The sequence below is a fragment of the Micromonospora sp. NPDC048040 genome (assembly GCF_055587185.1).
Map to the genome: position 1 here is coordinate 50,861 of NZ_JBVJGT010000031.1, position 23,819 is coordinate 74,679.

Consider the following 23,819-nt stretch of genomic DNA (forward strand, 5'->3'; position numbering starts at 1 on the left):
TGGTTGGCGCGCGGTCAGGTTCGTGGACTCGTGGCTGCCACGGTCTTCGGCGTCACCACCATGGTGGCGACCGCTCTGGTGCCGGCCGCCATCGGCCAGGCGATCGACGCCGGATTGGATGCCCGCGATCCCGGTGCGCTGATGGCGTGGACCGGGGTGGTGCTCGCCCTCGGCGCCGTACAGACCGCGACGGCGATGTTGCGTCACCGAGTAGTCGCCCGCAACTACCTCGCGGGAGCGTTCGCGACGGTGATCCTGACCGTGCGGAAGATCGTCCAGCTCGGGAACACCCTCCCCAAGCGTCTGGCATCAGGCGAGATCCTGAGCATCGGAGTGTCCGATGCCGACCGGATCGGAGACGCCATGGTGATCACCGGGAGGGGCGTCGGTGCGCTGGCCGGCCTGATCGTGGCGGGCGGCTTGTTGATCTCGACGGTGCCCGAGGCAGGTTGGGTCGCGGTGGCAGCGGTGCCACTCGCCGCCTTCGGGATCGGTCGGCTCCTGCGACCGCTGCACAGCAGGCAGCAGGACCAGAGGGCGGCGCAGGCCGGTCTCGCGACCCGAGCCTCCGACATCGTCGCCGGCCTGCGGGCGTTACGCGGCATCGGGGGCGAGGACGTCTTCCTCGACCGCTACCGTGCGCAGTCACAAGCGACGATGAGGGCGGGAATCAGGGTCGCCGTGGTCGACGCGCTGCTCGTCGGCTACAAGGCTCTGCTGCCGGGACTCCTCGTGGCTCTCGTCGTCTGGGTCGGTGCCCGGCAGGCGATCAGCGGCGCGATCACTCCGGGAGAGCTGGTGGCCGCCTACGGCTACACCGCTTACCTCATCTCGCCGTTCGGCACGCTGACGGCCATGGCCGGCAAGTGGGCCAAGGCTCACGTCGCCGCCGAACGACTGGTGCGACTGCTGAACATCGAGCCCGAGATCACCGATGTGTCGGGAGCCGGCCCGGTCCACGTTCGGGGGCCGTCACCTCAGCGGATCGTCGATGTCGAGTCGGGCCTGACTCTCGCGCCCGGACGGTTCACGGCAGTGACGGCGGCAGACCCTGCTGACGCCGCCGCCATCGCCCATCGGATCGGTCGGCTCAGTAATGACGGCAGGGTCCTCTACGGCGAGCAGAAAATCACCGATCTGCCACTCGGAGTCCTTCGTAAGACGATCATAGTCACCACGCCCGAGGACCGCTTGTTCTCCGGCACGCTCCGCGAACAACTCGATCCGCACGCCAGCGTGCGCGAGACCGCGAGCAGGTCCCGGGACGCGGCGATCATGGACGCCATCGACGTGGCGTCGGCATCCAATGTCGTCGACGAGCTTCCGGCAGGCCTCGACTCCTACCTTCACGCGGCGGGCCAGGAGTTCTCCGGGGGGCAGCTCCAGCGGCTGCTGCTGGCACGGGCGCTGATCACCGAGGTGCCGGTGTTGGTGCTCGTCGAGCCGACCACGGCGGTGGACGCGCACACGGAGGCCGAGATCGCTTCGCGCCTCGGTCCCGCGCGGGCGGGCAAGACCACGATGGTGGTGACGTCGAGCCCGATCGTGCTCTCCCGGGCCGACCAGGTGGTCATGGTCTCCGCCGGGCGCGTGGTCGCTGAAGGCACTCACGCCGAGCTGCTGAAGACACATCCCGAGTACGCGCGCATGGTAGCGAGGGACAGCCAGTGAACGTCGAGACGAATCGGCCGATCCTGCCCGTCGCGACAAGCAGCGACATCCGCGACTATCTGCGCACGCTCGCCAAGCGATTCCCGTGGAGGTTTCTCGGGGTCCTGGGCCTGCAGGCGTCCGCGGTAGCCACGGCGCTGATCCCACCGCGGCTGCTCGGTGCCATCGCGCAGGATCTGACGGACCATCGCGCCACGCCGGAGCAGGTGACATGGTTCGCGCTCGCGATCGCCGGCCTCGCCGTGGCGCAGGCGCTGCTCCTGGCCTTCGCAGCACGAGCTTCGGCGGTCCTCGGCGAACTGGTGCTGGCCGAGCTCCGCGAGGACTTCGTGCGGAGTGTTCTGCGATTGCCTCTCTCGACCGTCGAGCGGGCAGGCAACGGCGACCTCACGACACGAACCACGCGTGACGTCGACGCCATGGTGAAGTCGATCAGATCGGCCGTCCCCGAGGTGCTCATCGCGACGGTGACTGCGGGAATGCTGGTGGTCGCCACGGTGGTGAACGGGCCGCTGCTCGCCCTGCCGATCCTGATCGTCATTCCGACCCTGCTCTGGGCAGGGCGCTGGTACCTACGCCGGGCAGGCGACGCCTACCTAGCCGAGAACGCGTCCTGGGGCGAGTTGACCGAAGGCATCTCACAGAGCGCCGACGGCGCTCGCACCATCGAGGCGTTCGACCTGGCACGACAACGAGTGCACCAGACCGACGACGATCTGCGCCGTGCGTGGCGGGCCGAGAAGGCCACGTTGCGCCTGCGCACCTTCTTCTTCCCCCAGGTCGACGGAAGCTTCGTGATCCTGCTCGGCGCCACGCTGGGTCTCGGTGGGCTGTTCGTCCTTCACGGTTGGGCCACGATCGGATCCCTGGTGGCCGCGACGGTATATGCACAGATGCTGTCCCACCAACTCGGCCAGCTCCTGAGCTACGTCGATGAGTTGCAGGTCGCGGCCGGTTCCCTGGCCAGGCTGCTGGGAGTGGCGCAGGTGAGACCGGATCGCGAGGCCCGCCCTGCTACCGTGCAGGACGAGCGCGTGGTGGCCACGTCCCTGCGCTACTCCTACGACTCATCCGTCGAGGTGCTCCGCGGGATCGATCTGGAACTCCATCCGGGGCAGAGCCTGGCGATCGTCGGGCCGAGCGGTGCGGGCAAGTCGACCCTCGCCCGCCTCCTGGCCGGAATCCACCCACCGAGCGGCGGGTCGGTGACCGTGGGCGGCGTGCCGCTGGTCGAGCTGCCGCTCGGGGACCTGCGTGGCCACGTGGCGCTGCTGACTCAGGAACACCACGTCTTCATGGGAACACTGCGGGAGAACGTCGTACTCGCCGATCCGGCCGCCACCGATGCCCGGGTGCGCGACGCGCTGATGGCGGTTGACGCGTGGAGATGGGTCGAGCAGCTGCCTGCCGGCCTGGACACCATGGTCGGCTCGGGGCAGCACCGGATAACCGCCGCGCAGGCGCAGCAGGTCGCGCTCGCTCGCCTGATAGTGGCCGATCCGCACACCCTGGTTCTCGACGAGGCGACGTCGATGCTCGACCCGACCTCGGTCAGAAACCTGGAGAGGTCGCTCAAGGCCCTGCTCGACGGCAGGACCGTGGTGTCGGTCGCGCACCGCCTGCAGGTGAGCCGTGACGCAGACCGCATCGCGGTCGTCCGCGACGGTCTGATCGTCGAACTGGGCTCACATCAGGAGCTCATCGAGGCGGGGCGCGAGTACGCCGAGCTGTGGAAGTCCTGGCAGGGTTCCGACAAGGCTTCCTGAGACGACCGCCGAGACGGGGGGATCGCCGGACCGCGGCGGCCCCCCGTCAGGAGCCACCGACGCAGCACCGTGCCAGGTCCTTGGCGAACTGCTCGACGAAGGCACTCTCGTACATTCCCTGCGCGCACGAGCAGTCGAGCACGCCGGTGCCGTCCTTGTAGAGGAACAGCAGCATCGCCAGACCGGGCTGGTGGTAGTCCCCCGCGACGACGGGGAGCGACTCCCTGGTGAGTGGCACACCGTCAAGCTGGATCCCGGGGCCTTGGGTGTTGACGTTGAGGTATCCGTAGGTGGTCGGCTTCCTGACGTAGGCGTCGGGGAATCGGGCGCGGACGTACTCCTCGTGGCTGAACATGCTGTGCTCGACCGCGTCCAGCATTCCGGCACGAACCTTCGGCGCCAGCGACGAAACGGTATCGTGCGCATCCACCTGGACGCGCAACATCATCCGATTCGAGCAGTACGCGACCAGCTCCTGCGTCTGCGGCCACAGGCGTCGCGAGGTCGCGAAGTGGAAGCGGACGTCGGCGGAGTGTCCATGGGATCGCAGCGTCACGGCCGTGGCCGCGGAGGCCAGCATGGAAGGCGTTAGACGCAGTGCTGCCGCGCTCTTCCTCAAGCGGTCGACGTCGTCGACCGACAGGTCGACCTGGTGACTGATGTAGGGAGCCAGAGAATCGCACTGCCCCAACTCAGGCAGGTCCAAGCCTGGATAGGCGCCGAGACCGGCGTTCTGCTCGTCCCACCATGACAGCGCGCGCTCGCCTGCCGCAGAGGCGATCCACGCGCGCTCAGCCCGGGCGAACCCGGTTGCATCGCTGACCAGCGCGTCGAATACCGATGGCGGCTTCTCGAGCAATCCCTCGTACACCATGGTCAGGTCGCCGAACAGAACCCTCACGCCTGCGGGATCGATGATGCTGTGCTCGATCGACAACCCGAACATGTCCGCTTCGGCACGATGAAGGACGACCGCCCGGATGAGCGGCCGCTCGTCCGGCGAGAACGGCTGCTGCAGCCACGCGTACGCCTCGGCGGCAGCACTGTCGGGATCGGCTCCGGCGGTCATCTCACGCAGTGGCCAGACCGCCTCGTCGGGGAGCAGGCAACCGACAGTGTCGATCGGTCCGTCGGCGAGGAAGTACGTCCGAAGGCTGCTGTGCCGGCGAGCGACAAGGCGGAGGGCCTGCGCGAGCCGAGGCACGTCAAGGCGGCCGGGGTAGGCGAAGGCGTAGACCATCGGGTGCTTCCACCAGCGGTCCGGGCCGCGCAGGACCGCCAGTCGTTTGGTCTGGGTGGTTGTCGCCGGGATGCGAGTCTCACCCTCGTTCCGGTGGGTCTCGGCGAAACCCGAGATGTCCGAGTCAGCGATCACCGTGAACTCCTACGGGACGGGACGGGCTGGTGCGCGCCCTCGGCGCGAGCTGGATCGACCAAGGTGCCGGGTTCGTCGTCGCCAAACGACTCCGCCAACCGGTGGAGCCTGGTGATGAGCGCCTCCGCGGTCGCTTCATCGGCGACTGTGAAGTACGCCTCGAGGCATCCGGCGCTGGCGCACTGCTCGGGATCCAAGACCTCGATGATGCCGGGGACACCCGACACGCGCTCCAGCAGACCGTCGCGCGCCGGTAGCCGGGTGCGTCCGATCGTCTGCGCAAGCGGCTCCCGGACCGACTGTGCCGGAGGCTCCCCCAACGAGACCCGGACCAACTCCTCCCACAGGTCCACCCCCAGGGCGTGCCACAGCATCCGGGCGATGCCCATGCCGCCGGGCCTGATGGCCACCTCTCCGATCACCGGGCCCGACTGGGTGCGGAACACCTCCAGGTGCGTCACCCCCGCCTCGAGGCCGAGCGCCGCGACCACACGCCGGTGCAGGTCGAGGACCTCGATCGAGAACGGTTCGGTCTGGTCCACGAGGTATCCGGCGTCGAAGTAGGGCGAGCGCTGCAGTGGTGGGGTGAAGTAGCGGGACACGGCCGCTCGCGTCACCTCACCGTCCTGCACGACACCGTCGCAGTGGTACTCGTGGGTGAACTGCACTGCTCGCTCCACCTGGACCGGCAGCCGCAGGTCCGCGAGATCGGTGAAGGCGCCGCCGCGGTGACGCTCGGCGAATTCGTCGGGCGTGTCGATGCGATAGGTGTAGTTGGAGCCGGTGCCGAGGACGGGCTTGATGACGACGGGCCATCCGGTCCGCAGGGCGCCGTGAGGCACCTCGTCGAGGGTGGCGACCTGGGCATGGCTGGTGACGGGCAGACCCGCGGAATGCAGTATGTCCTTCATCGCCCGCTTGTGCGCGCTCCAGAGGGACTGCTCGAATCCCGGCCCCGGGACGCCGAGGAGGGAACGGACCAAGCCCGCGGCGACCACACTCTTCTCCGTAGCGGCGATCACGCAGTCGACAGGTCCGTGTGCGGCCAACTCATAGGCTGCTGCTTGAACCTGCGTCAGGTCCGAGAAGTTGTCGACCACCGCCAGCGGGTGGCCACGGTACACATCGGCGTTCGCCCGGCGCGTCATCACACGTAGGTCCACATCGGCGCGAGCGCGCAGAATTCGGAGGACCTCTGGGCGATCCGAGTTGAGAAGCAGTACCCGCCTGGTGGAGAGCACCACTGTCACACGCCCGTTTCGATCAGCACCCGAGCCGCCAGATCCTCGCAGACGGCTGCGGCGTCGGCAGCGTCCATGCCGTCGACCATGACGTATCCAGCGCGGTCGTTCGTGGTCTGACCCGGGCGGACGTGATCGCCGACGGCGACCTTGAGGTGAATGTCCGCCGTCGTGCCAACGGTGTCCGGGACGACGATACGACGGACGGTTCCGGCTGGTGGCATGAGGAAACGGATGGCGGCGCCGCCCCGGGCGACCGGCGCATCAGCGGGCGGCCGCAGCAGACCGAGAGGGCAGCCTGCGGTGAGTGCCAGCATGTCCAGTCCATAGACCCGCCGCAGCAGCTCGTTGATCTTGTCACCGCCGATGCGGTTATGTGACTCGATGATGCGAGGACCCTGTGCGGTAATCCTGATCTCCGTGTGGGCGGGTCCCTCGGTCAGCTGGATCACGTCGAGAAACGCGCGCACGAGCGCATCGACCTCCGCCAGAGCGGACTCGGCCAGGGCACTGGGCTGCGTGTGGCCGACCTCCACGAACGAGGCGTTCACCAGCTTGTCGGTCACAGCGAGCAGGGAGTGTTTGCCGTCGTGAGAGAAGGTCTCGACGCTGACCTCGGGCCCGTCGAGGTACTCCTCGGCGATCGGGTCGACACCGCCCGCCGCCTCGAACGCGCGCCATGCATCCGCGGCCAGATCCGCCGTCGCCACGCGGATCACCGCCCCGCTGCCGGTCCCCTCCGCCGGCTTCACGATGACCGGCCCGCCGACCATCCGGCAGAACGAGCCGAGCTCGGCCTGGTTCGCCGGCGTGGCGGTCCGGACCGGGCTGATGCCGTGCGAGTTCAGGACGTCTCGCATGCGCCGCTTGTCCCGCAGCAGGCCCACTGTGTGCACCGAGTTGCCCGGCACCTGGAGCCGCTCGCCGGCCGCAGCCGCGGGCAGGAGACCGAGCTCGGTCAGCGACATCACCCGCGCGAACGGATGCGCGGCGTGCAGGGGAGCCAGCGCTGCGTGCAGAGCTTCGAAGTCCGACAGGTCCACGGCGATCGCCAGGTCGGCCTCAGCGGCCACCGACGGTGTCGGCTGAAACGCGTCATGGACGAACACCGTCTCGATGCCGAGAGCACGCGCTGCGCCCACCAGCAAGGGTGCGCCCGCGATCACGGCGATCCGCGGTGTCGCGATTGGCTGGACGGCGGGTGTCGTCACGCCCGCTCCAGGTTGTCGGCTCTGCGGACGTACGTGTCGCACTCGAACAGCGCCAGCAACGGCCACCCCCTCGTCGATGCTGCACGACGTCGCCCGTGCAACCCAAGCCGCGTACCGCCGTGGCGGCACCGACCCGCACTCTACCGCTCACCAGCGTTCCACAGTTGAGCGTCTATTCCCGGCATGGGCAGTGGTGAGGTCGCCTCCACCGCGCCCCCAGCCGGCGGACCAGGAAAATCGAGCCGCCCCGCAGGGCCTGCGGGTCCGGCGATGCCGGGTCGGGAGCACCGCACGCGCCACGTCTCGTTGCTCTATGGTCGACGCGTGGGCACGAGCCCTCCTGGAGCGTGATCCCGCTGGGAAGCGGCGACACCCCGGACCCTCATCAACGGAGCGAGCCGAGATGGATGTGAGTTACTCCGACCTGGTCACTGAGATGTACGAGATCTCTCAACCAATCGGTCACAGCGTCGGCGACATCGAGTACTACAGCGCGCGGCTCGCGGATGTGGACGGCCCGATCCTTGAGGCGGCCTGCGGCACGGGTCGCGTCCTCATCCCTCTCGCCGCGGCAGGCCACACCGTGGCCGGTGTGGACGACTCCGCGGCGATGATCGCCGCATGCGAGCGGAACTGCCGCGAACACGGTGTGAGCGCCGAGTTGTTCACCGCGAGCATGACGGAGTTCGTGCGCGAGGCCTCGTACGCGGCGGTCATCGTTCCGCGCGGGTCGATCCGGGCGATCAGGGGCCGCGAGGCGACATTGGATGCGCTGCGCTGTTTTCATCGGTCACTGGCCCCCCGGGGCACCCTCCTGCTCGACCTCAGCCCGCCCAACGTGGCGACCCAGCTGGGTCCGATCGAGTTCTGGGAGGCCGGCTCGACCATATGGACTCGTCAGGATGTCCGCATCGACTACGACCCGGTCTCCAACTTCTCCGCCAAGCTGACCCGCTACGAGAAGTGGCAGGACGGTGTGCTGATCGCAACAGAGCTACGTCGGTTCTTCCTGCAGCACTGGAACGTGCACGAGTTCACCGACGTGCTGCGGGAGGCGGGCTTTGGCGACATCGAGGTGACAGCCGACTATCGCGCCGAACCTCCGCGCCCCGACAGCCGGCGCTGGGTCTATCGAGCCGTCCGGGCGTGATGCGGCAGCGTGACCGCGAGCTCGCCCTGCGCCTCTCTCCCGCCGACATCAGGGGTCGGACATCGGGGCTGACGGACCGATCGACCGGCTTGTATCGTGTGGCGCACCGCTGAACAAGCACCGAGGACGGCCCCCATTCACTGGGGCGGGGAGGCTGACTCATGGGAATCTTGAGCAAATCGGACCGCCGCGAGCGGGATGCCCACCCAGGAGACGGCGTCGCGATCGACCATCCCGTCATTCGTCCTTGGTCGCCCATCGTTGAATCGCCCGGCCGTGTCGTGGCGGACCGCGCTCTCGGCGAACGCTTGTGGGACTTCGACGGGACGGAGTACATCGATGCGTCCTCGCTGAACGCCGCGTGCGGATACGGACGGCCGGAGGTCGTCGCGGCCGCGAGCGACCAGATGGCCCGCCTGCAGGGCATCGACTTGTCCATGCACGATCACGACATCGCCGGGCTGCTCGCGCGACGGCTGTCGGCACACCTGCCTCACGGACTCTCGCGCATCCTGTTCACCAACAGCGGCAGCGAGGGCATCGAGGCGGCCTGCTTCATTGCCGCCTCGTACTATGCGCACATCGACCGGCCTCGAACGCGGGTGGTTACGTTCGCTCGTGGCTACCACGGCTCCACCACCCTGGCGCGCAGCCTCTCCCAGCTCCCACCGACCGCCCATTGGTTCACCGACCCGCTCCGGGTCACCCCGGTGACCATCCCCGGAACCGACCGGGACGCTCGCGATCCCGCGACCACCCCTCTGTTGCTCGCCGCGTTCGCCGAGGCCATCACCCAGGATCCAGCCGACCTGCCGATGGCCGTGCTCGTCGAACCACTGATCAACGTCGGCGGAGGCGTGGTGTTGCCGCCGGGCTTCCTCCGCGGCCTGCGCGAGCTGTGCGACGAGCACGGCGTCCTGCTGATCATCGACGAGGTCTTCACCGGAATCGGCCGCACCGGGCGCATGTTCGGATTCCAGCACGAGGAGATCACGCCCGACATCGTGGTCAGCAGCAAGGGGCTCAGCGGCGGCTACGCTCCCATCGCGGCGGTGGCGATCCAGGACCACATCTACCGAACCTTCGTCGACGACGCCTTCTTCGGCGGCGTTCGATACGGACACACGACGAGTGGTCACCCCGTGGCATGTGCAGCGAGCATCGCGGTCCTGGACGTCATCGAGAACGACGGCCTGGTCGAGAACGCCCGCATCATGGGGACACGTCTCCTGGACGGGCTTGCCTCGTCGACCGGCCACTCCCTCGTCCGAGACGTCCGCGGCCTGGGCATGCTGGCCATCCTCGAGATGGACGGCCACGACAGCGCGACCGCGTTGGCGGAGGGCGCCCGGAAGCACGGTCTGTTGGTGCGCCAGCAAGGGCCCGTCGTGATGGTGGTTCCGCCATTGACCGCGGACGCCGACGTCATCGACGACATCGTAAGCCGCATGGGCTCGGCGCTGGACGGAGTCGAAGGCTGAGATGAGCAGCGATCACACGGAAACCGAGGAAGCGCGGGCCTCGTTCCGGGTCCAGGCATCGATCGTCGCCAAGCGGGAGGGCGAACGGCTTCCGGCCTCGGACATACGCGGCGTGGTGGACGATTACGTGAACGGCCGCGTCCCGGACCATCAGATGGCTGCCTGGCTGGCCACCATCGCGTGCCGCGGCTTGGACCTGGCCGAGCTCACGGAGCTCACCAACTCCTATGTCAGCGGCGGGGAGCGGTTGCACCTCGACCGGATGGACCGCGTCGTCCTCGACAAACACAGCACCGGTGGCGTCGGCGACAAGGTCAGTCTGGTGGTGGCTCCGATCGTCGCCGCGTGCGGTGTCGCCGTGGTGAAGATGAGCGGGCGCGGGCTGGGTCACGCCGGCGGCACGATCGACAAGCTGGAATCGATACCAGGCATCCGCCTGGACCTGGGGCCGGACGACATCTACGCGCTCGTCGAGCGAGTGGGCATGACCATTGTCAGCCAGAGTCCGGCTCTCGCACCCGGCGACGGTGCCACATATGCCTTGCGCGACGTCACAGGCACCGTGGAGAGCATTCCTCTGATCGCGGCGAGCATCGTGAGCAAGAAGGTGGCTGTCGGGGCCAGCGGGCTCGTGCTGGATGTCAAGACAGGCGCTGGGGCCCTCATCCCGGACCTTTCCCGAGCCGGGCTCCTGGCCGAGACGATGCTGCGGCTCGCGAGGCAGTTCGGGCTGACCTGCGGGGCAGTGCTCAGTGACATGAGTCAGCCGTTGGGGTGCGCGGTGGGCAACGCGCTCGAAATCAAGGAGGCGTTGTCCACGCTGCGGGGCGAGCAGGTTCCTGGGTTGTGGAAAGCCTGCTCGGTCCTGGCCCGGCTCATGCTGCAGAGCGCGGATCCCACGCTCTCCGACCCTGAGGCGGATGCTCGAGTCGCGAAGGCCGTCGCCAGCGGTGCGGCTTACGAGCGTTTCCTGGAGTGGGCATCGGCGCAGGGTGGGGACCGCCGGACTCTTGAGCGCCCAGAACTTCTGCCAGGCGCGAAGCACGTTGTGCCCATCACCGCCGTCCGCGCGGGCTGGGTCCGCGATGTCGCCCCCCGCGCCGTCGGTATGGCCTCCGTCCACGTGGGTGCTGGTCGCCTCGCACATCGAGCACCGCTCGACCACGGGTCTGGCGTGTGGGTGACGGCGCGCGTCGGCAGTCGGGTCGAGGTCGGTCAGACGTTGGCCGAGCTGCACTACAACGGTGGCGATCACGACATGGCCGTGAACCTGCTGACCTCGGCCTTCGACATCAGTGACGAGCCTGTCGAGGCGCCACCCATGATCCACCAGATCTTCGAGTCGAACGTTCCGGTCGACTAGATCTTGACCGGAGCCGTCATCTCGCGCCGCGACCCAGGGCACCACGAAGCAGCCACAACGACAGCCTGAAGGCGCACATCCAGGGGGGAACCAAGCATGTCGACCGTCCCGAGCCTGCAAGAACTGTCAGCCGCCGCCGCTACAGTGATCACAGCTTTCGACGCGATTCCTGAGCGGCCGGTCGCCATCGCGGACGCGTCCGCCCTCGGCTCGGAGACCGCCCGCGAGGTCGTCCAGCGTTACGATCGGAACGGCTTCTGCGTCGTCGAATTGGTCGCCGACGACCCGGTGCCGGCCACGCTGAAGGCCCTCGGGGCGTCGCTGCGCCTTGGCGATCCGTTCATACCACCGCTGTACACGATGGGCGCGAGCAAGCCCAAACCTTTTTCCACCATCTCCGCGGCACGAAACTCCGGCACCTCGGACGCCGACCATCCGTCCTTCGGCAGAGCCGATTGCCAACAGCTCCACACTGACGGCACGCTGCAGGACATCGGGTTCGTCAAGGCCGGCGTGCTCGTCTGCGAGTGCGCCGCCGACGAGGGCGGCGAAACGATGCTGTTCGACGCCTCCGCGGCCTATGCGGAGCTCCTGGCTCTGGACCCGGATGCCGCCGTCGCGATGGCGATGCCCGGAACGCTCGTCCGCACGGCCAACATCAACGGATGCACCGATGAGAATCGCGGCCCCACCGTCTCCGTCATCGACGGGGCTCTGGTATCCCGGTACAGCGTGACGGACACCGATTCGTGGGCAGTGCCGGACGAAGTGAACGAGGACGATCTGCGGCGTGGAATCAAGTTTCTCGCCGAGGCCAGCGAACCGGGTAGCCCCCACTACGCGGAGTTCAAGGTGGCGACCGGGCAGGCGATCATCTTCGACAACACAAGGATCTCCCATGGGCGCACCGCCTACCGAGACACCGCGGACCAGCGCCGCTGTATGTACCGGGGCCTGTTCCTCCGTCACCCGTCGGTGGCATAACCGGTCGGCCACTGTCCGGTCCCCGAGCATGTCCGGCTCAGCTCGGACCTCACTGGAGGGAGTACCTCGCCATGTCCGTTGAACTGCGGATCGAGGCGGACGACGAACTGGTGCGACGGCTCCTGCGGTCCCAGGCGCCACAGCTCGCGGAGATGCCGCTCAAGCGCCTCGCGACCGCGGGCGTCAACAACACCATTTACCGGCTCGGCGACGATCTCACCGTACGACTGCCCCAGACCGCGTGGTGCGCCGACCACATCCGCAAGGAGCAGCGATGGCTGCCCGCGCTCGGCGAACACGTGACCTTGCGCATCCCGACCCTGGTGCACGCCTGCGAGCCGGGAGGCGACTTCCCATGGCACTGGTCGGTCTACGGGTGGCTGGATGGTGACGAGGCCGTTCACACGCCCGTGACCGACGAGCACGCGATGGCACGCCAGCTGGCGACGCTCATCGAAGAGCTGCAGCAGGTCACGATCACCGACGGGCCTCTTTCCGGTGAGCACAGCGGGATGCGGGGCCTGCCACTGGCGGTGCGGGATCCGGTGGTCCGGCAGGCCCTGGCGAACATCACGTCGTTCGACACCGCGGCCGCCACCGCTGCATGGGAGGCCGCCGTCAGGACTCCGGCCTGGCAAGGTCCGCCGGTGTGGTCGCACGGCGACTTGCACCCGGGAAACGTTCTGGTGGACAACGGCGTGCTGAGTGCGGTCATCGACTGGGAGATGCTCAGCGTGGGCGACCCTGCGCTCGACCTGTCGGGTGCATGGATGCTCTTGACGGAAGCCGGCAGGGAGACCTTCCGAAACTCTCTGACGATCGATGACGACACGTGGGCCCGCGGACGCGGTTGGGCACTGTGCATCGGCGTGATCGCCGCCGCTTACTACCACGACAGCAATCCGATTCTCGCCGGTTTCAGCCGCCGTGCGGCACAGGACGCCGTCGACGACTTCCTGCGCAACGGGTGACAGCGCCGTCATGCGATGCCGAGAATCGCCGCCAGCTCGTGATACAACGTCGGTCCTGCCCCCAGGACGCCGGTGCCGAGGGCGACCGTACGGCCGCCGGCCTCCTCCAGGACCAACCGGCCGGCCGCCCAGTCCCACCGCTGCAGCTCGTCCTCATAAAACGCGTCGAAGCGACCTGCCGCCGTCCAGCACAGGTCGAGGGCGGAGCTTCCGGTGCACCGGGTGTCACGTGCGCCTGGAAGCACACGACGCAGCACCTCCACCTGCCGACGGCGGGATTCCACCGTATAGGAGAACTCAGTGGCGACAAGAGCCTGCGAGAGCGACACCGGTTCGTTGACTCGCAGCGGTCGTCCGTTGAGCGCGGCACCTCCTCCCCGGGACGCGGAGAAGGTCTCTGCCCGAACCTGGTCGTGAACCACGCCGGCGACCGCCCTCCAGCCGTGTCCATCATCGACCTCGGCCGCGATGCTCACGGCGCAGTGCGGGATCCCGTAGAGGTGGTTCACGGTGCCGTCCAAAGCGTCGACGACCCATCGGACCCCGCTCGCCGATGGCTTCTCAGGACTCTCTTCGGAAAGAACTCCGTCATCCGGTCGCATGCGGGCGAGCAGCCGCAGAATCTGCGCCTCGCTGCGCTTGTCGAGCTGGGTGACCGGATCGGACGGAGAAGACTTCAGGTGCAGCGTTCGCCGGTCATTGCGGTGCTCGAGAATGACCCTGCCCGCCGATGCGGCGGCCGCCTCGGCGACTTCCCGCAATTCGTCGAGATCTGGCAAGCTGAGGTCGGTCATACGGAGGATTCCTCATCGACGAGCGCCATGTCGTGTTACTCGCGGCAGCCTATCGTCCGTGTGCCCGGCCATGTCCCCGACTCAGACAAGGGTTCCTCTTGAACGACATCCCAGACCTCGGTCCCAGGCCGGAGCGCGTCTCCATCGACGTGGAACAGGTCGAGCGGCTTGTTGCCGGTCAGTTTCCCGAGTGGGCCTCCCTCCCGGTCGTGCCGGTGGAGAACGGTGGTTGGGACAATTTCACCTTCCACCTCGGCGACACGATGCTGCTTCGCCTGCCCAGTGCGCGGCAGTACGCCCTGGCCGTCGACAAGGAGCACCAGTGGCTCCCGGTGCTGGCCCGGTCTCTGCCGCGTCCGATCCCCGTTCCGCTCGCCAAGGGCGAGCCAGGAGCGGACTACCCGTTCTCCTGGTCGGTCTACGAGTGGATCGAAGGTCAGCCCGCGAGCTTCGAGACGGTGGCTGATCCGATCGGTCTCGCGCAGGACCTGGCCGACTTCGTCAGTGCGTTGCAACGCGTCGACGCCACTGCAGGGCCGCAACCGGGAATTCACAACTGGTTCCGGGGCGCGACACTTCTCACCTACGACCAGACGACGCACAACGCGCTGGATGACCTGCGCGGCCACATAGACGACAAGCTGGCTCTCGAGATCTGGAAGCACGCGTTGGACGCGCGGTGGAACGGCGTCGACGTCTGGTTCCACGGCGACCTGGCGCAGGGCAACCTGCTGCTCGATGAGGGCAACCTCTCGGCCGTCATCGACTTCGGCACCTGCGGCGTGGGCGACCCCGCGTGTGACCTGGCGATCGCGTGGACGCTGCTGACCGCTGAAGGTCGCGGGGTCTTCCGGGAGCGGTTGGCCGTCGACGACGCGCTGTGGTCGCGCGGCCGCGGCTGGGCGTTGTGGAAGACGCTGGTGTCCTGCGCCAACAGTGTGGGCGAGTCTGACGCGGACGCCGTGAACTCCCGCCGCGTGCTCGATGAAATCTTCGCCGAGTACGGCGCGCGCTGACCCCCGTCAAGCCCCGAGTTCTGCCCCGTGGAACAGGAAGGGACGAGCCGCTTGCGCACCGCTTGCGGTTCGAAGGGCTTGGACCCTGCCTCCGCGTGGATATCACCCGCATGCGTCGGTGCCACTCGGCCTACCGGTCGCCACTCAGCGACGCGGAATTCGCGTCAAGAAGGGAACAAGCAGTGTCTGCCACGCTCGACGAGCCCTACCTCGGTGTCGAAGCACAAAGGATCTACTACGACTTCCGTGAGCGTACGGCCGCGTTCGACCTGATCCGGGAGGTGGTGCCGGTGACGTACGCCTTGCATGCCGGCTCGGACGCCGGCCGCCTGGTCAGCGACAGCCTGGCTCGCCTGGAGGCGTGCGGCAGTGTCGAGGAGGTCGACGCTGTCTTCGCGGACTGTCGCGCGAGGTGGGACGAAGCCGGGTTCGGCGCGCGTCTCACCAACGACAAGGAGGGCGCCTGGCACCGGAGCCTCCTGGTCGCCGGCCTCGACCGTGCGCACGGCCACGTGGTGGACATGGGCAATCACAACAACGGCTTCGGTGACTACCTGCTGCGAGTGAACCCAGCCGTCAAGCACGTCACGGGAGTCGACCACCGCAACGATCCGAACGTCCTCACGGGCGAGCGCCTCGACTTCGTCCATCAGGACGACGTGACCAAGGTCCCGTTGGACGACGACAGTGCCGACACCGTGGCATTTCGCGTGGCCCTCCACCACTGGACCAAGCCCGTGCAGGAGGCGCTGCTCGCCGAGGCGGCTCGCATCGTGCGCCCCGGCGGAGAGATCGTCATCGTCGAGGACTCGTGGGCTGACCGGCCCGGCCTGACGGACAACGCCCTGACGCAGCAGTACCGGAAGCTGAGCGATGAGGATAAAGTCGCCGCCCTGTCGCTGATCGACGTCTCCTCCTGCCTCATGAAGGAGGAGACGGTCGCCTACCCCATGTCGTACCGGTCGGCGGCCGAGTGGGAGTCCATGATCACCGCCCTCGGCGCCACATCGATCGATTCGACGTACTGGGGCTTCACGATGTTCACCGTGTACGGCGCGCCGATGCTCGTCACTCGCGCGACGATGGCCTGAGGCGAGGACCGAGAGGGCCGGTCTCACAAGATCGGCCCTCTCGGCCCCGTTCGTCTCAGGAGGTGATCACGACGACCGACGGCCGCGGGAACGCGTGGGTGTGCGGCCACGTGCTAGAGGGGCTTTCGAAGGTGGAGCCGTCGGTCTCGCCGGGATGCTGCACAGCCAACCACACAGCCCGGTCATCGTGGCTGATGAAGGGCCCGCACGGCTCGGCCCCCACCGGAACGGTGGCGAACTGGTGCACCTGTCCCCGCCGGGGCCCTGCCAGCGGCACACGGAAGAGGCCGTCGTTCGACCCGAGGGCGTTGCCGTCGGTCGCCACCCACAGGTTGCCGACGCTGTCGAAGGCCAGGTTGTCCGGACAGCTGATCGGACTGACGTGGTCCTTGGGATATCCGGCGAAGTAGGTCTCCGGTGCCTCCGGGTCGCCGCACACCAGAAGCAGGCGCCAGGAGAACGTCGTGCTGCCGTGGTCGGTGCCGCTCTCCTCCAACTCCACGACGTAGCCGTTCCGGTTTCCGCTCGTCTCGGTCAGGGGCGCGCCGAGCTCGGAGCGGACGTTGCTCCGACCCAGAGGGTTAGCCTCGTCCACCGGGTAGGCGGCGGTGCCACGCGAGGAGTTGTTGGTCAACGCGGCGTAGACCCGCCCGCTGGTGGGGTGCGGCTCGACGTCTTCGGGCCGGTCCATCTTGGTCGCCCCGACCCTGTCCGCTGCGATACGAGTGTCGATCAGGACGTCGGCGACCGTCATGCCCTCGACGAAGGACGTTGTGTCGCTGGCCAGTGGGATCCACTCGCCCGAGCCGTCGTACTCGCCGTCCTGCGTGCCATCACCGGTCAACCGGGCGGCGTACAGCGTGCCCGCGGAGAGCAGTCTCATGTTCCGTTGCCGAGCCCGGCGCGTCGGGCGTGTGTCGATTTTGTCGCGCGAGACGAACTTGTAGAGGTACTCGCCGCGCTGGTCGTCCCCCATGTAGGCGACGGCGTGGCCCTCGTTGCAGACCGCGATGTTGGCGCCCTCGTGCTTGAAGCGCCCGAGCATGGTGTGCTTGCGAGGCGTCGAGCGAGGATCGTAGGGGTCGATCTCCACGATCCATCCGAACCGGAAAGGCTCGTGCGGCTCGATCTCCAGGTCGAATCGGGGATCCACGTTCCGCCAGGCGCGGAACTCCTCGACCTCGACCCCGTAGCGGGCGTAGCTCTCGGTGTAGCGCGGGTCCAGCGTCGCACCGTCACGGGCGTCGAAGTAGGCGTTGAAGTTCTCCTCCCCCGACAAGATCGTGCCCCAGGGCGTCGTGCCGCCTGCGCAGTTCTGGAGCGTTCCGAGCACCCGTGTACCGGTCGGGTCGGCCGCCGTCCTCAGCCGCGGATCGCCGGCAGCCGGCCCGTCGACGAGGAACTCGGTGGAGCCCGTGATCCGACGGTTGAACCTGGACCGACTCGGTGGGACCGGCACGAACGATCCGTCTCGTCGACGCGTCAGCTCGACTACGGACATGCCGTGCGACTGGATGGCGATCCTGCTGATGGTGTCCGCGTCGTACACCCCTGCCGGGTACATCAGCTCCTCGTTGGTGTACTCGTGGTTGCACACCAGCAGCACACGATCGCGCTCCAGAGGCAGGACTGCGACGTAGTCGCAGTTGTACCCGAACTGTAGGGCCGCTGACTCCGGGGTCTGGCGCAGCACGTCGAACGCGGGCGCGGCCGGGAGCACGGCGTCACCCCAGGACATCACGATCTGCGAGCGGAACCCCGGCGCGACGGTGACCTCGTCACGAACGTTCGGGGGGACCGGCGTCCACCCCCCTCGGGCAACGCTGATCCCACCCGGTCCGCCGACGGGGTGGCCGGCGGTCGGCTCGGCTGCGGCCGCCGCGGGGATGTCCGCGTGGTGTCCCACGACCAGGGTCCCGGCACCGAGGACGGCACCCCGCAGCAGTGCGCGCCGCGTGAGCGACCGCTCCACGAGATCGGAGAAGTGCACGTTGTCGGAGGTGTTGGGCTCCGGACTGCTGCAGGCGTCACCACAACGGTAGTGACAGGTCGCCGCGCTCCGTGAGCCCGATCTGGGGGCCGATATCAGGGTGAGCGGGGTGGGTCGCACTGGCATCTTCGTCTCTTCCCCATGTTCTGTTGTCGCTGCGGTCCGAGTACTTGGCGAGCCACAATGCCCCGGCGATTCAGGACTCTCATCGCGTTGATGTGTGCCGGGAGTCGTTTGTGGTGGACGTCAGGTTAACTGGGGGTAGCGTGCTTGTGTTGCCCCAGTTCGCCTCGGTTTCTTGGCTCTCGCCGCAGAGCTCTGCCCTTCGGTCAGGAACCCGGGCCGACCGCACCCGGTGAACGACTCGTGGATCGCAGCCTGCTGCATCGTCGAACGGCTTCCGCTGATCACATTCAACGTCAAAGACTTTCGCCGACTACGCGACGTACGACGGGCTCCGGCTCATAGACCCGCGTTCGAAACCCGTGCCTTAAGTGCACATAATCATGGAGTTGCCGATTACGGCGAGTTCGGAGGCTTGGCCTTCTGCGGGTGAATTGTCTCGTGACGGGCCAGCATTGCAACGAACTCGCTGATCTTCCGCTCGCGGGTCTGCGCCTGTTTGACGGCATTGACGCGGTGGATGAGAGCGAACCGGTTGGTTTTGGTAAGTACGTCGAACATGGCCTGGGCGGCGGGGTCGGCAGCGATGGCGGCGAGGAGGTCGGCCGGCATCTCGGCTTCCGACGGCGGAGCGTACGCGGCCGCCCACCGCCCGTCCGCTTTCGCGGCTTCCACCGCGGCGCGGCCTGGGGGCAGCATTCGCCCCTGCGCCTCCAGCCGGGCCACGTGGGCGACGTTGCGTTGTGACCAGGAACTGCGCGGCCTTCGAGGGGTGAACCGGATCCAGGAGGTTTCCTGATCCCGTTTACGGGCCTGCCCGTCGATCCAGCCGAAACACAGGGCCTCGTCGACCGCCTGCTGCCAGGTCAGCGTCGTGACCGTACCGCCCTTCTTGGTCAGGGCGAGCCAGACGCCGGGCGACGTGGCGTGGTGGGCCGACAACCACGCGCGCAGCGCGTCGGCGTCCGCGACGATCAACTCTTCCAGTTCTGCACTCGCCATGACGGCAGGCTATCGCTGCGCTGCGGCCGCAGCTTCTGCCTGTGGGCAAACCCGACTCGCCGGGCTGCCGGCGCGCCGGTCGCTCGACGGACCGTCGGGGCAGTACCTCGATGCTCAGGACGGTTGCGACGTCGGGCTGGCAGGTCGGACTTCTCGTACACGTGCCGGTTACGGCGAGCGTCGTCCACGACCACAGGCCTCTGACAATCGCCAGCGCCGTACGAGCCGGCGACGCCCGGCGATCCAAGCCGCGCACCCCACCGCTCGCTCTGCGGCAGAAGAGTGCGCGGGATGTCCGAGTGCTGCAGGACAGTCCCGTGCCCGAGAAGGTTCGCCGTTCGCTGCCGCTGGGATTATCGGACTCGCCGCGGGCGGTGCTGGTCGTCGTCGTGAAACGGCGGCGCCCCTAGCGACTTCCTGCCGAGGCGCCGCCGACCGGCTGGTCCCGGGGCCATCAGCGCGACTGCGCTCGGCAGGTGACATCGCCCGTTGACGACTTGCGCCTGTGCTGACCTCCACAGCTCGCGCCAGCAGCCGAATGGCCTGCCGTCCAGCATCGACGTGCCGGCGTCTCCGGCCACGACCAATCGCGGTGATGGCGCCGCCAGCACCGACCGGCACCGCCAGCAGTACGACTGCTGCTGTCCCCATACCCCCGTGTTATCCGGCAATGGCAAGCCAACGGACCGCTCGAGGTGGTCCGTCGGCTCACGCTGGAGGGGCGGTCGCCCGTACCCGCGCTTGCGTTGTGTCGGCCACGTGCCGGCGATCGAGCGGTCAGCCGGCTGCATCAAGCCAACGTCGCCAGCTCGTGCGGGTGGTAGCTTGCTCGGGTTGCGTGGCCACGTAGAGGACGAACTGCGCTCGGAGCCGGACCAGGGGATCGTCGGCGGACGTCAGCGTCTCCACCCCATGGAAAAACAACGGGTCGTCGAGATGACGGACCAGGCTGGCGTACAGCCAGTCCTTGCACCGATACGGTCGCCTCAGTGCCGCAAGGATCAGCTCAGCGATCTCAGGTTGGATAACCCCCGGGAGACCGCCCCGATCGAGCCGGCGAAGAAGTACCTCCTTGGTTCCCCAGCGGGACCACATCCACGACTCCGGCGCTCCCCACTCGTCGGGATATTCCGCCTCCCACCGCAGGTACAGGGCGGCGAACGGCGCCCAGAGCGCGCGGGCGGCACGATCGCCGTCCGTAGCGTCCCGGAAGGCGTGGAGAGGTCCGTAGATTGTTTGCTCCTCATGCCACCGGAAGTCGGCGCGCGCCTGGTCTACCGCCGCGGCGAGCCGAGTCTGGCTGGACCTCGACCGGTAATGCGCGGCCCACAGGCCATTCGACCGGTGCAATGCGTCGCTCGCCGCAGCGAGCAGTACCTGATGACGAGCAAGCGCATGGTGGCGCATGACCGGATCGATCGCCACCAGGTCAAACAGCCAGGAGTAGTCGCCGCGCGGCTCCGCAAACACCACAGCAGCTTGCCATCTCGACCCAAGCGGGCACCGGTCAGGATTACGGGATCGCCATGCGCGGCGCGGCGGGGTTGCAGGGAACGCGGCAAAAGCGGACGGTCATGAGCCGTCGAGGTGCGGCCACTTCGCTTTTCCCTAGGCTGCTTACGTGAGCAGCAGGGAGGCCATCGAGACCGTACGTCTACGCAAGATCAAGCGCCCCGGTGGCGTCTTCTGGTACGACCTCCAGCGCGTCGGACAGGACCTTGATGGGACGTGGCTGCGAGGCCCGGTGGGTTCGGCATGGGGCGCTCCGCATGACTGCGGCACTCTGTCCGTACCCGTTGTGGTGTTGCTGGCAGCGGATCGTCCGTGGGTTGCGTGGTGGTCGGTGATTTCGCTGACCAACGACTGGAAATCGACGTATGCGTTCCACCGGAGGTTACCGAGGCCGGCTGGCAGTATGTCGATCTCGAGCTGGATCCGGTGCTTCACGAGCCTGACGGACGGGTCGAAATAGAGGATTGGGATGAGTACGAAGACGCCTGCCGAAACGGCTGGATGAACTCGGACGACGCCAAGCTTGCAAGGACCACGGCGCAGCGCTGCGCGGAGTTGCTCCGGCAGGGGACAGAACCCTGGCTGCGGCGCGGATGGCAGGTGCTTCGCCAGCCGATGTGAGTGGGGCGCCGCGCGCTCATCGGCCGTGCGTGCACGGGGATCGAGCCGAGGCCTGCGCCGGACATCGACGGAGAGTGACGGGAGTTCCTGCGTTCCGGCGCACCCGCTCGGCGGCAAATCCGGATGTCAGATGATGACAGTGCCAGGCATCATCATCGCGTGGATGCCCGTCGAACAATCGTCCTGGTCGATGACCTCCGTATGTTCGTGGATGGCCGTGGCGCCGAGGTGGCCCGCACCAGCGCCGCCGGAGTTGAACTCCTCGATCGGTATCGCGACCGAAGCCTGGATGAGCTGTGGCTGGATCACGAACTTGGTGGGGACGACACGATCTGGCCGGTCGTGGAGGTTCTGGAACGGGCTGCCTTCGACAAGTGCCCGTTTGACGTCGGCGTCATCAACGTCCACTCCGCCAATCCGGCCGGCGCCGTGAGGGTCGCCCAGGTCCTCCGGCGCTGGGGGTATCGGGTCCGCGTCGCGTCGGGCTCCACGGACGTCGGCTACCTCGACGGCCTCGCGTGAGCTGACCGACTCGAACGCGCCGCCCGACGGTTGTCATACCCGGGCGGCGGATCCGAGCGCCGGTGGAAGGCGTCGCGCTGATGCTGCGACGACGTTGAATAATCCGCAGGTGGATGTTGCCGATCTGCTCGCCCGGGCTGCGGCCATGCTCCCCGCTGATGTCGTCAACGAGGCCGGCGTGACGGTGGTGGACGTCCGCGAGTACCTCGACCACGACGAGTGGGAGGTCACGCTCGACCTCCTTGCGGACCTCGGCACGGGTTGGCGACCGTCGGCCGCTTGGTGGGATCTGCTGATCGACAGCGCCGAGCTGATGTGGCTCTCTGATGCCGCCGCGTGGTGCCGCTGGGGTCGGTGGGAGAGCATCCACGGGATCGTCCGCGCTGAGGTGCGGCTCCTGTCGCCTGCCGAAGGTGGCCGGCGAAGGCCGATCCCGGGCAAGGGCATCCTCCGACCGCTGTGGGATGTCGGCAGGCGCACGGCCGCGGGCGACCCCGATCTGCTCGTGGCACGCATCTGGGTGGAGTCGGCGCCGGGGTTGCCACCAGGCGCCACCGGGTCGGTCCGCCTTGGCCCGCTGTCCCCAGCCCTCTGGAGGCACCTGCAGCCGGGCATGACGATCACTATGCACGAGGGCCGGCCCACGGTAGGAACGGCCATCATCATCGAGGCGTCGAATGCGCGCTGACATCGGCACGACCGAGGGCGGGCTCGATCGGGTTGTGGCGGCGCTGCGTAGCGCGCGTTGTCTCCGGCAGACCATGCGCCGATGCAAGCGCTCTCGCCGAGACAGCGGGCTGGCGATTTGATGTAGCAGGCTAGTGTTGTCGCCGGACGTTGGCAGCGTCCACTGCGGTAGACACACGCTCGGGGTGCGGAGGCATACGTAACCCGAATGAAAGGTACGTGTGTCGTGGATCTATGTGAGATCTTGTTGTGGGTTGCCCTAATACTCCAACGTCACTTCGCCTGTCTGTGCTGGTAGTGGGCTCGTCGGGCTCGGGCATGGGATGTTCGTCGCCAGATCGACCAGTGCAGGGTGTGCGCTGGTGGGAGCGTCACGGCGAGGACGAAGGAGTTGAGGAGTCGGCGGATCTCGGCGAGGGTCAACGCGATGATCTCCGGGCCGGCGTCGGGCTGCTGCGCGGCGAGGATGGTCAGGACGGCCAGGGCGAGCATGGCCAGGGTGATGAAGCGGTGCCAGCCGGTCCAGCCGCGGACCTGGTAGTGGTCCAGGCCGACCTGGCCTTTGCCGGTTTGGAACAGCTCCTCGATGCTCCAGCGGGAGCCGGCCACTCGGACCAGGGTGTGCAGTGGCGCCGGGTGGGGTGACCAGCACAGGTAGAAGGCCAGCTCGCCGGTGGTGCGGTTGCGGCGGATGAGCAGCCACCGATGCTCACCAGGGCTGGTGGCGGTGGTGATCCAGGCCCACAGGTAGGCACCCCTCTGTGTCAAGAGGCGGCGGCGAGGGTTGTTCTAGGCTGGGGTGTGGCGGGTCCGGGAAGTGACTTTTCCGAAGTGTCGATCTCGGGGTTTGGGTCGGCCGCGCTGGATTGCAGAGTCGCCCCCGCGTGTCCTCCCGGACCCGTCCCGACCAGCTTCGCGTCGGCCACCATCTGCCGGTAGACGATGTCGGACAGGCGCCGTTTCAGTGCTCGTAGGGCCTCCATCGGGGTCTTGCCCGCGGCCAGTCTGCGCCGGTAGTAGCGGCGTCCTTCGGTGTCCCGGCGCAGCTGGACGATGGCCATGATGTGCAGGGCCCGGTTGATGCGCCGGTTTCCGGCTCTGGAGAGCCGGTGCCGGTTTTGCTCGCCGGACGAGGCGTCGATCGGTGCGGTGCCGTTCCACGAGGCGAAGTGGGCGCGGCTGGTGAACCGGGCGATGTCTGCGATGTCGCCGAGCAGGCGGGCCGCGCCGGACGGTCCGATGCCGGTC

The 23,819-nt window shown here is 67.8% G+C and carries 20 protein-coding genes and 1 pseudogene; 12 read left to right on the plus strand and 9 right to left on the minus strand.

Features of this window, described 5'->3' with window-relative positions; genetic code table 11:
* Nucleotides 1-30 precede the first annotated feature (30 nt).
* Nucleotides 31-1,671, plus strand: a complete 1,641-nt coding sequence (locus tag ACZ6O2_RS24610) for an ABC transporter ATP-binding protein (RefSeq protein WP_350709686.1) — start codon at nucleotides 31-33, stop codon at nucleotides 1,669-1,671.
* The gene (locus ACZ6O2_RS24615) at nucleotides 1,668-3,437 is read left to right on the plus strand and encodes an ABC transporter ATP-binding protein (RefSeq protein ID WP_350709684.1); all 1,770 of its coding nucleotides are present in this window, start codon (nucleotides 1,668-1,670) and stop codon (nucleotides 3,435-3,437) included. Before ACZ6O2_RS24610 ends, ACZ6O2_RS24615 begins: the two co-directional genes overlap by 4 nt.
* A gap of 46 nt (nucleotides 3,438-3,483) precedes the next feature.
* Here ACZ6O2_RS24615 and ACZ6O2_RS24620 read toward each other — a convergent pair whose 3' ends face one another.
* From ACZ6O2_RS24620 to ACZ6O2_RS24630, 3 genes are read right to left on the minus strand one after another with little or no spacing between them, the layout of a single operon-like run.
* Nucleotides 3,484-4,812 (minus strand): condensation domain-containing protein, encoded by a 1,329-nt coding sequence (locus tag ACZ6O2_RS24620; protein WP_466024447.1) that lies wholly within the window; start codon nucleotides 4,810-4,812, stop codon nucleotides 3,484-3,486.
* A complete protein-coding gene (locus ACZ6O2_RS24625) occupies nucleotides 4,809-6,056 on the minus strand; it encodes an ATP-grasp domain-containing protein (RefSeq protein ID WP_466024448.1) in 1,248 nt (415 codons plus the stop codon). The genes ACZ6O2_RS24620 and ACZ6O2_RS24625 overlap by 4 nt, the downstream gene beginning before the upstream one ends.
* Nucleotides 6,057-6,058: 2 nt before the next feature.
* Nucleotides 6,059-7,264 carry an ATP-grasp domain-containing protein gene (locus ACZ6O2_RS24630; RefSeq protein ID WP_466024449.1) on the minus strand — a complete coding sequence of 402 codons (1,206 nt, stop codon included), beginning with the start codon at nucleotides 7,262-7,264 and terminating at the stop codon, nucleotides 6,059-6,061.
* Nucleotides 7,265-7,667: 403 nt separating this feature from the next.
* Here ACZ6O2_RS24630 and ACZ6O2_RS24635 point away from each other — a divergent pair, with 403 nt between their 5' ends.
* The 5 genes from ACZ6O2_RS24635 (at nucleotide 7,668) to ACZ6O2_RS24655 (ending at nucleotide 13,213) form a co-directional block, all read left to right on the plus strand.
* Nucleotides 7,668-8,414 carry a class I SAM-dependent methyltransferase gene (locus ACZ6O2_RS24635; RefSeq protein ID WP_466024450.1) on the plus strand — a complete coding sequence of 249 codons (747 nt, stop codon included), beginning with the start codon at nucleotides 7,668-7,670 and terminating at the stop codon, nucleotides 8,412-8,414.
* A gap of 161 nt (nucleotides 8,415-8,575) precedes the next feature.
* Nucleotides 8,576-9,895, plus strand: coding sequence for an aminotransferase family protein (locus tag ACZ6O2_RS24640; RefSeq protein ID WP_466024451.1), 1,320 nt, complete (start codon nucleotides 8,576-8,578; stop codon nucleotides 9,893-9,895).
* 1 nt (nucleotide 9,896) lies between these two features.
* Complete coding sequence (locus tag ACZ6O2_RS24645; protein WP_466024452.1) at nucleotides 9,897-11,258, plus strand: thymidine phosphorylase; 1,362 nt, start codon at nucleotides 9,897-9,899, stop codon at nucleotides 11,256-11,258.
* A gap of 96 nt (nucleotides 11,259-11,354) precedes the next feature.
* Entirely contained in the window at nucleotides 11,355-12,242 is an 888-nt protein-coding gene (locus ACZ6O2_RS24650) for a TauD/TfdA family dioxygenase (protein ID WP_466024453.1), read from the plus strand.
* 71 nt (nucleotides 12,243-12,313) lie between these two features.
* On the plus strand, nucleotides 12,314-13,213 hold the full coding sequence (locus tag ACZ6O2_RS24655) for an aminoglycoside phosphotransferase family protein (RefSeq protein WP_466024454.1): 900 nt from the start codon (nucleotides 12,314-12,316) through the stop codon (nucleotides 13,211-13,213).
* Nucleotides 13,214-13,221: 8 nt separating this feature from the next.
* Here the strand turns inward: ACZ6O2_RS24655 and ACZ6O2_RS24660 are convergent, their stop codons facing one another.
* Nucleotides 13,222-14,007, minus strand: coding sequence for an inositol monophosphatase family protein (locus tag ACZ6O2_RS24660; RefSeq protein ID WP_466024455.1), 786 nt, complete (start codon nucleotides 14,005-14,007; stop codon nucleotides 13,222-13,224).
* A 98-nt stretch (nucleotides 14,008-14,105) separates the two neighbouring features.
* Between ACZ6O2_RS24660 and ACZ6O2_RS24665 the strand changes: the two genes are divergently transcribed.
* Both ACZ6O2_RS24665 and ACZ6O2_RS24670 read left to right on the plus strand, forming a co-directional pair.
* Nucleotides 14,106-15,023 carry an aminoglycoside phosphotransferase family protein gene (locus tag ACZ6O2_RS24665; protein ID WP_466024456.1) on the plus strand — a complete coding sequence of 306 codons (918 nt, stop codon included), beginning with the start codon at nucleotides 14,106-14,108 and terminating at the stop codon, nucleotides 15,021-15,023.
* 182 nt (nucleotides 15,024-15,205) lie between these two features.
* Complete coding sequence (locus ACZ6O2_RS24670; protein ID WP_466024457.1) at nucleotides 15,206-16,114, plus strand: class I SAM-dependent methyltransferase; 909 nt, start codon at nucleotides 15,206-15,208, stop codon at nucleotides 16,112-16,114.
* Between the two features lie 55 nt (nucleotides 16,115-16,169).
* On the opposite strand, the gene ACZ6O2_RS24675 is transcribed toward ACZ6O2_RS24670, so the two are convergent.
* From ACZ6O2_RS24675 to ACZ6O2_RS24685, 3 genes are all read right to left on the minus strand, one after another.
* Complete coding sequence (locus ACZ6O2_RS24675) at nucleotides 16,170-18,230, minus strand: PhoX family protein (RefSeq protein WP_466024458.1); 2,061 nt, start codon at nucleotides 18,228-18,230, stop codon at nucleotides 16,170-16,172.
* Between the two features lie 393 nt (nucleotides 18,231-18,623).
* Nucleotides 18,624-19,229, minus strand: coding sequence for a YdeI/OmpD-associated family protein (locus ACZ6O2_RS24680; RefSeq protein ID WP_466024459.1), 606 nt, complete (start codon nucleotides 19,227-19,229; stop codon nucleotides 18,624-18,626).
* 777 nt (nucleotides 19,230-20,006) lie between these two features.
* Complete coding sequence (locus ACZ6O2_RS24685; protein WP_466024460.1) at nucleotides 20,007-20,699, minus strand: hypothetical protein; 693 nt, start codon at nucleotides 20,697-20,699, stop codon at nucleotides 20,007-20,009.
* Between the two features lie 354 nt (nucleotides 20,700-21,053).
* On the opposite strand from ACZ6O2_RS24685, the gene ACZ6O2_RS24690 reads away from it, so the two are divergent.
* From ACZ6O2_RS24690 to ACZ6O2_RS24700, 3 genes are all read left to right on the plus strand, one after another.
* Nucleotides 21,054-21,362, plus strand: a complete 309-nt coding sequence (locus ACZ6O2_RS24690) for a DUF402 domain-containing protein (protein ID WP_466024461.1) — start codon at nucleotides 21,054-21,056, stop codon at nucleotides 21,360-21,362.
* A 159-nt stretch (nucleotides 21,363-21,521) separates the two neighbouring features.
* A complete protein-coding gene (locus ACZ6O2_RS24695) occupies nucleotides 21,522-21,884 on the plus strand; it encodes a cyclic-phosphate processing receiver domain-containing protein (RefSeq protein ID WP_466024462.1) in 363 nt (120 codons plus the stop codon).
* Nucleotides 21,885-21,993: 109 nt separating this feature from the next.
* Nucleotides 21,994-22,572, plus strand: a complete 579-nt coding sequence (locus tag ACZ6O2_RS24700; RefSeq protein ID WP_466024463.1) for a hypothetical protein — start codon at nucleotides 21,994-21,996, stop codon at nucleotides 22,570-22,572.
* 272 nt (nucleotides 22,573-22,844) lie between these two features.
* Here the strand turns inward: ACZ6O2_RS24700 and ACZ6O2_RS24705 are convergent.
* Both ACZ6O2_RS24705 and ACZ6O2_RS24710 read right to left on the minus strand, forming a co-directional pair.
* Nucleotides 22,845-23,321: pseudogene (locus tag ACZ6O2_RS24705) on the minus strand (IS701 family transposase); the annotation flags it as partial.
* A gap of 14 nt (nucleotides 23,322-23,335) precedes the next feature.
* A partial coding sequence (locus ACZ6O2_RS24710; protein ID WP_466024464.1) for a transposase occupies nucleotides 23,336-23,819 on the minus strand: 484 nt, incomplete at its 5' end.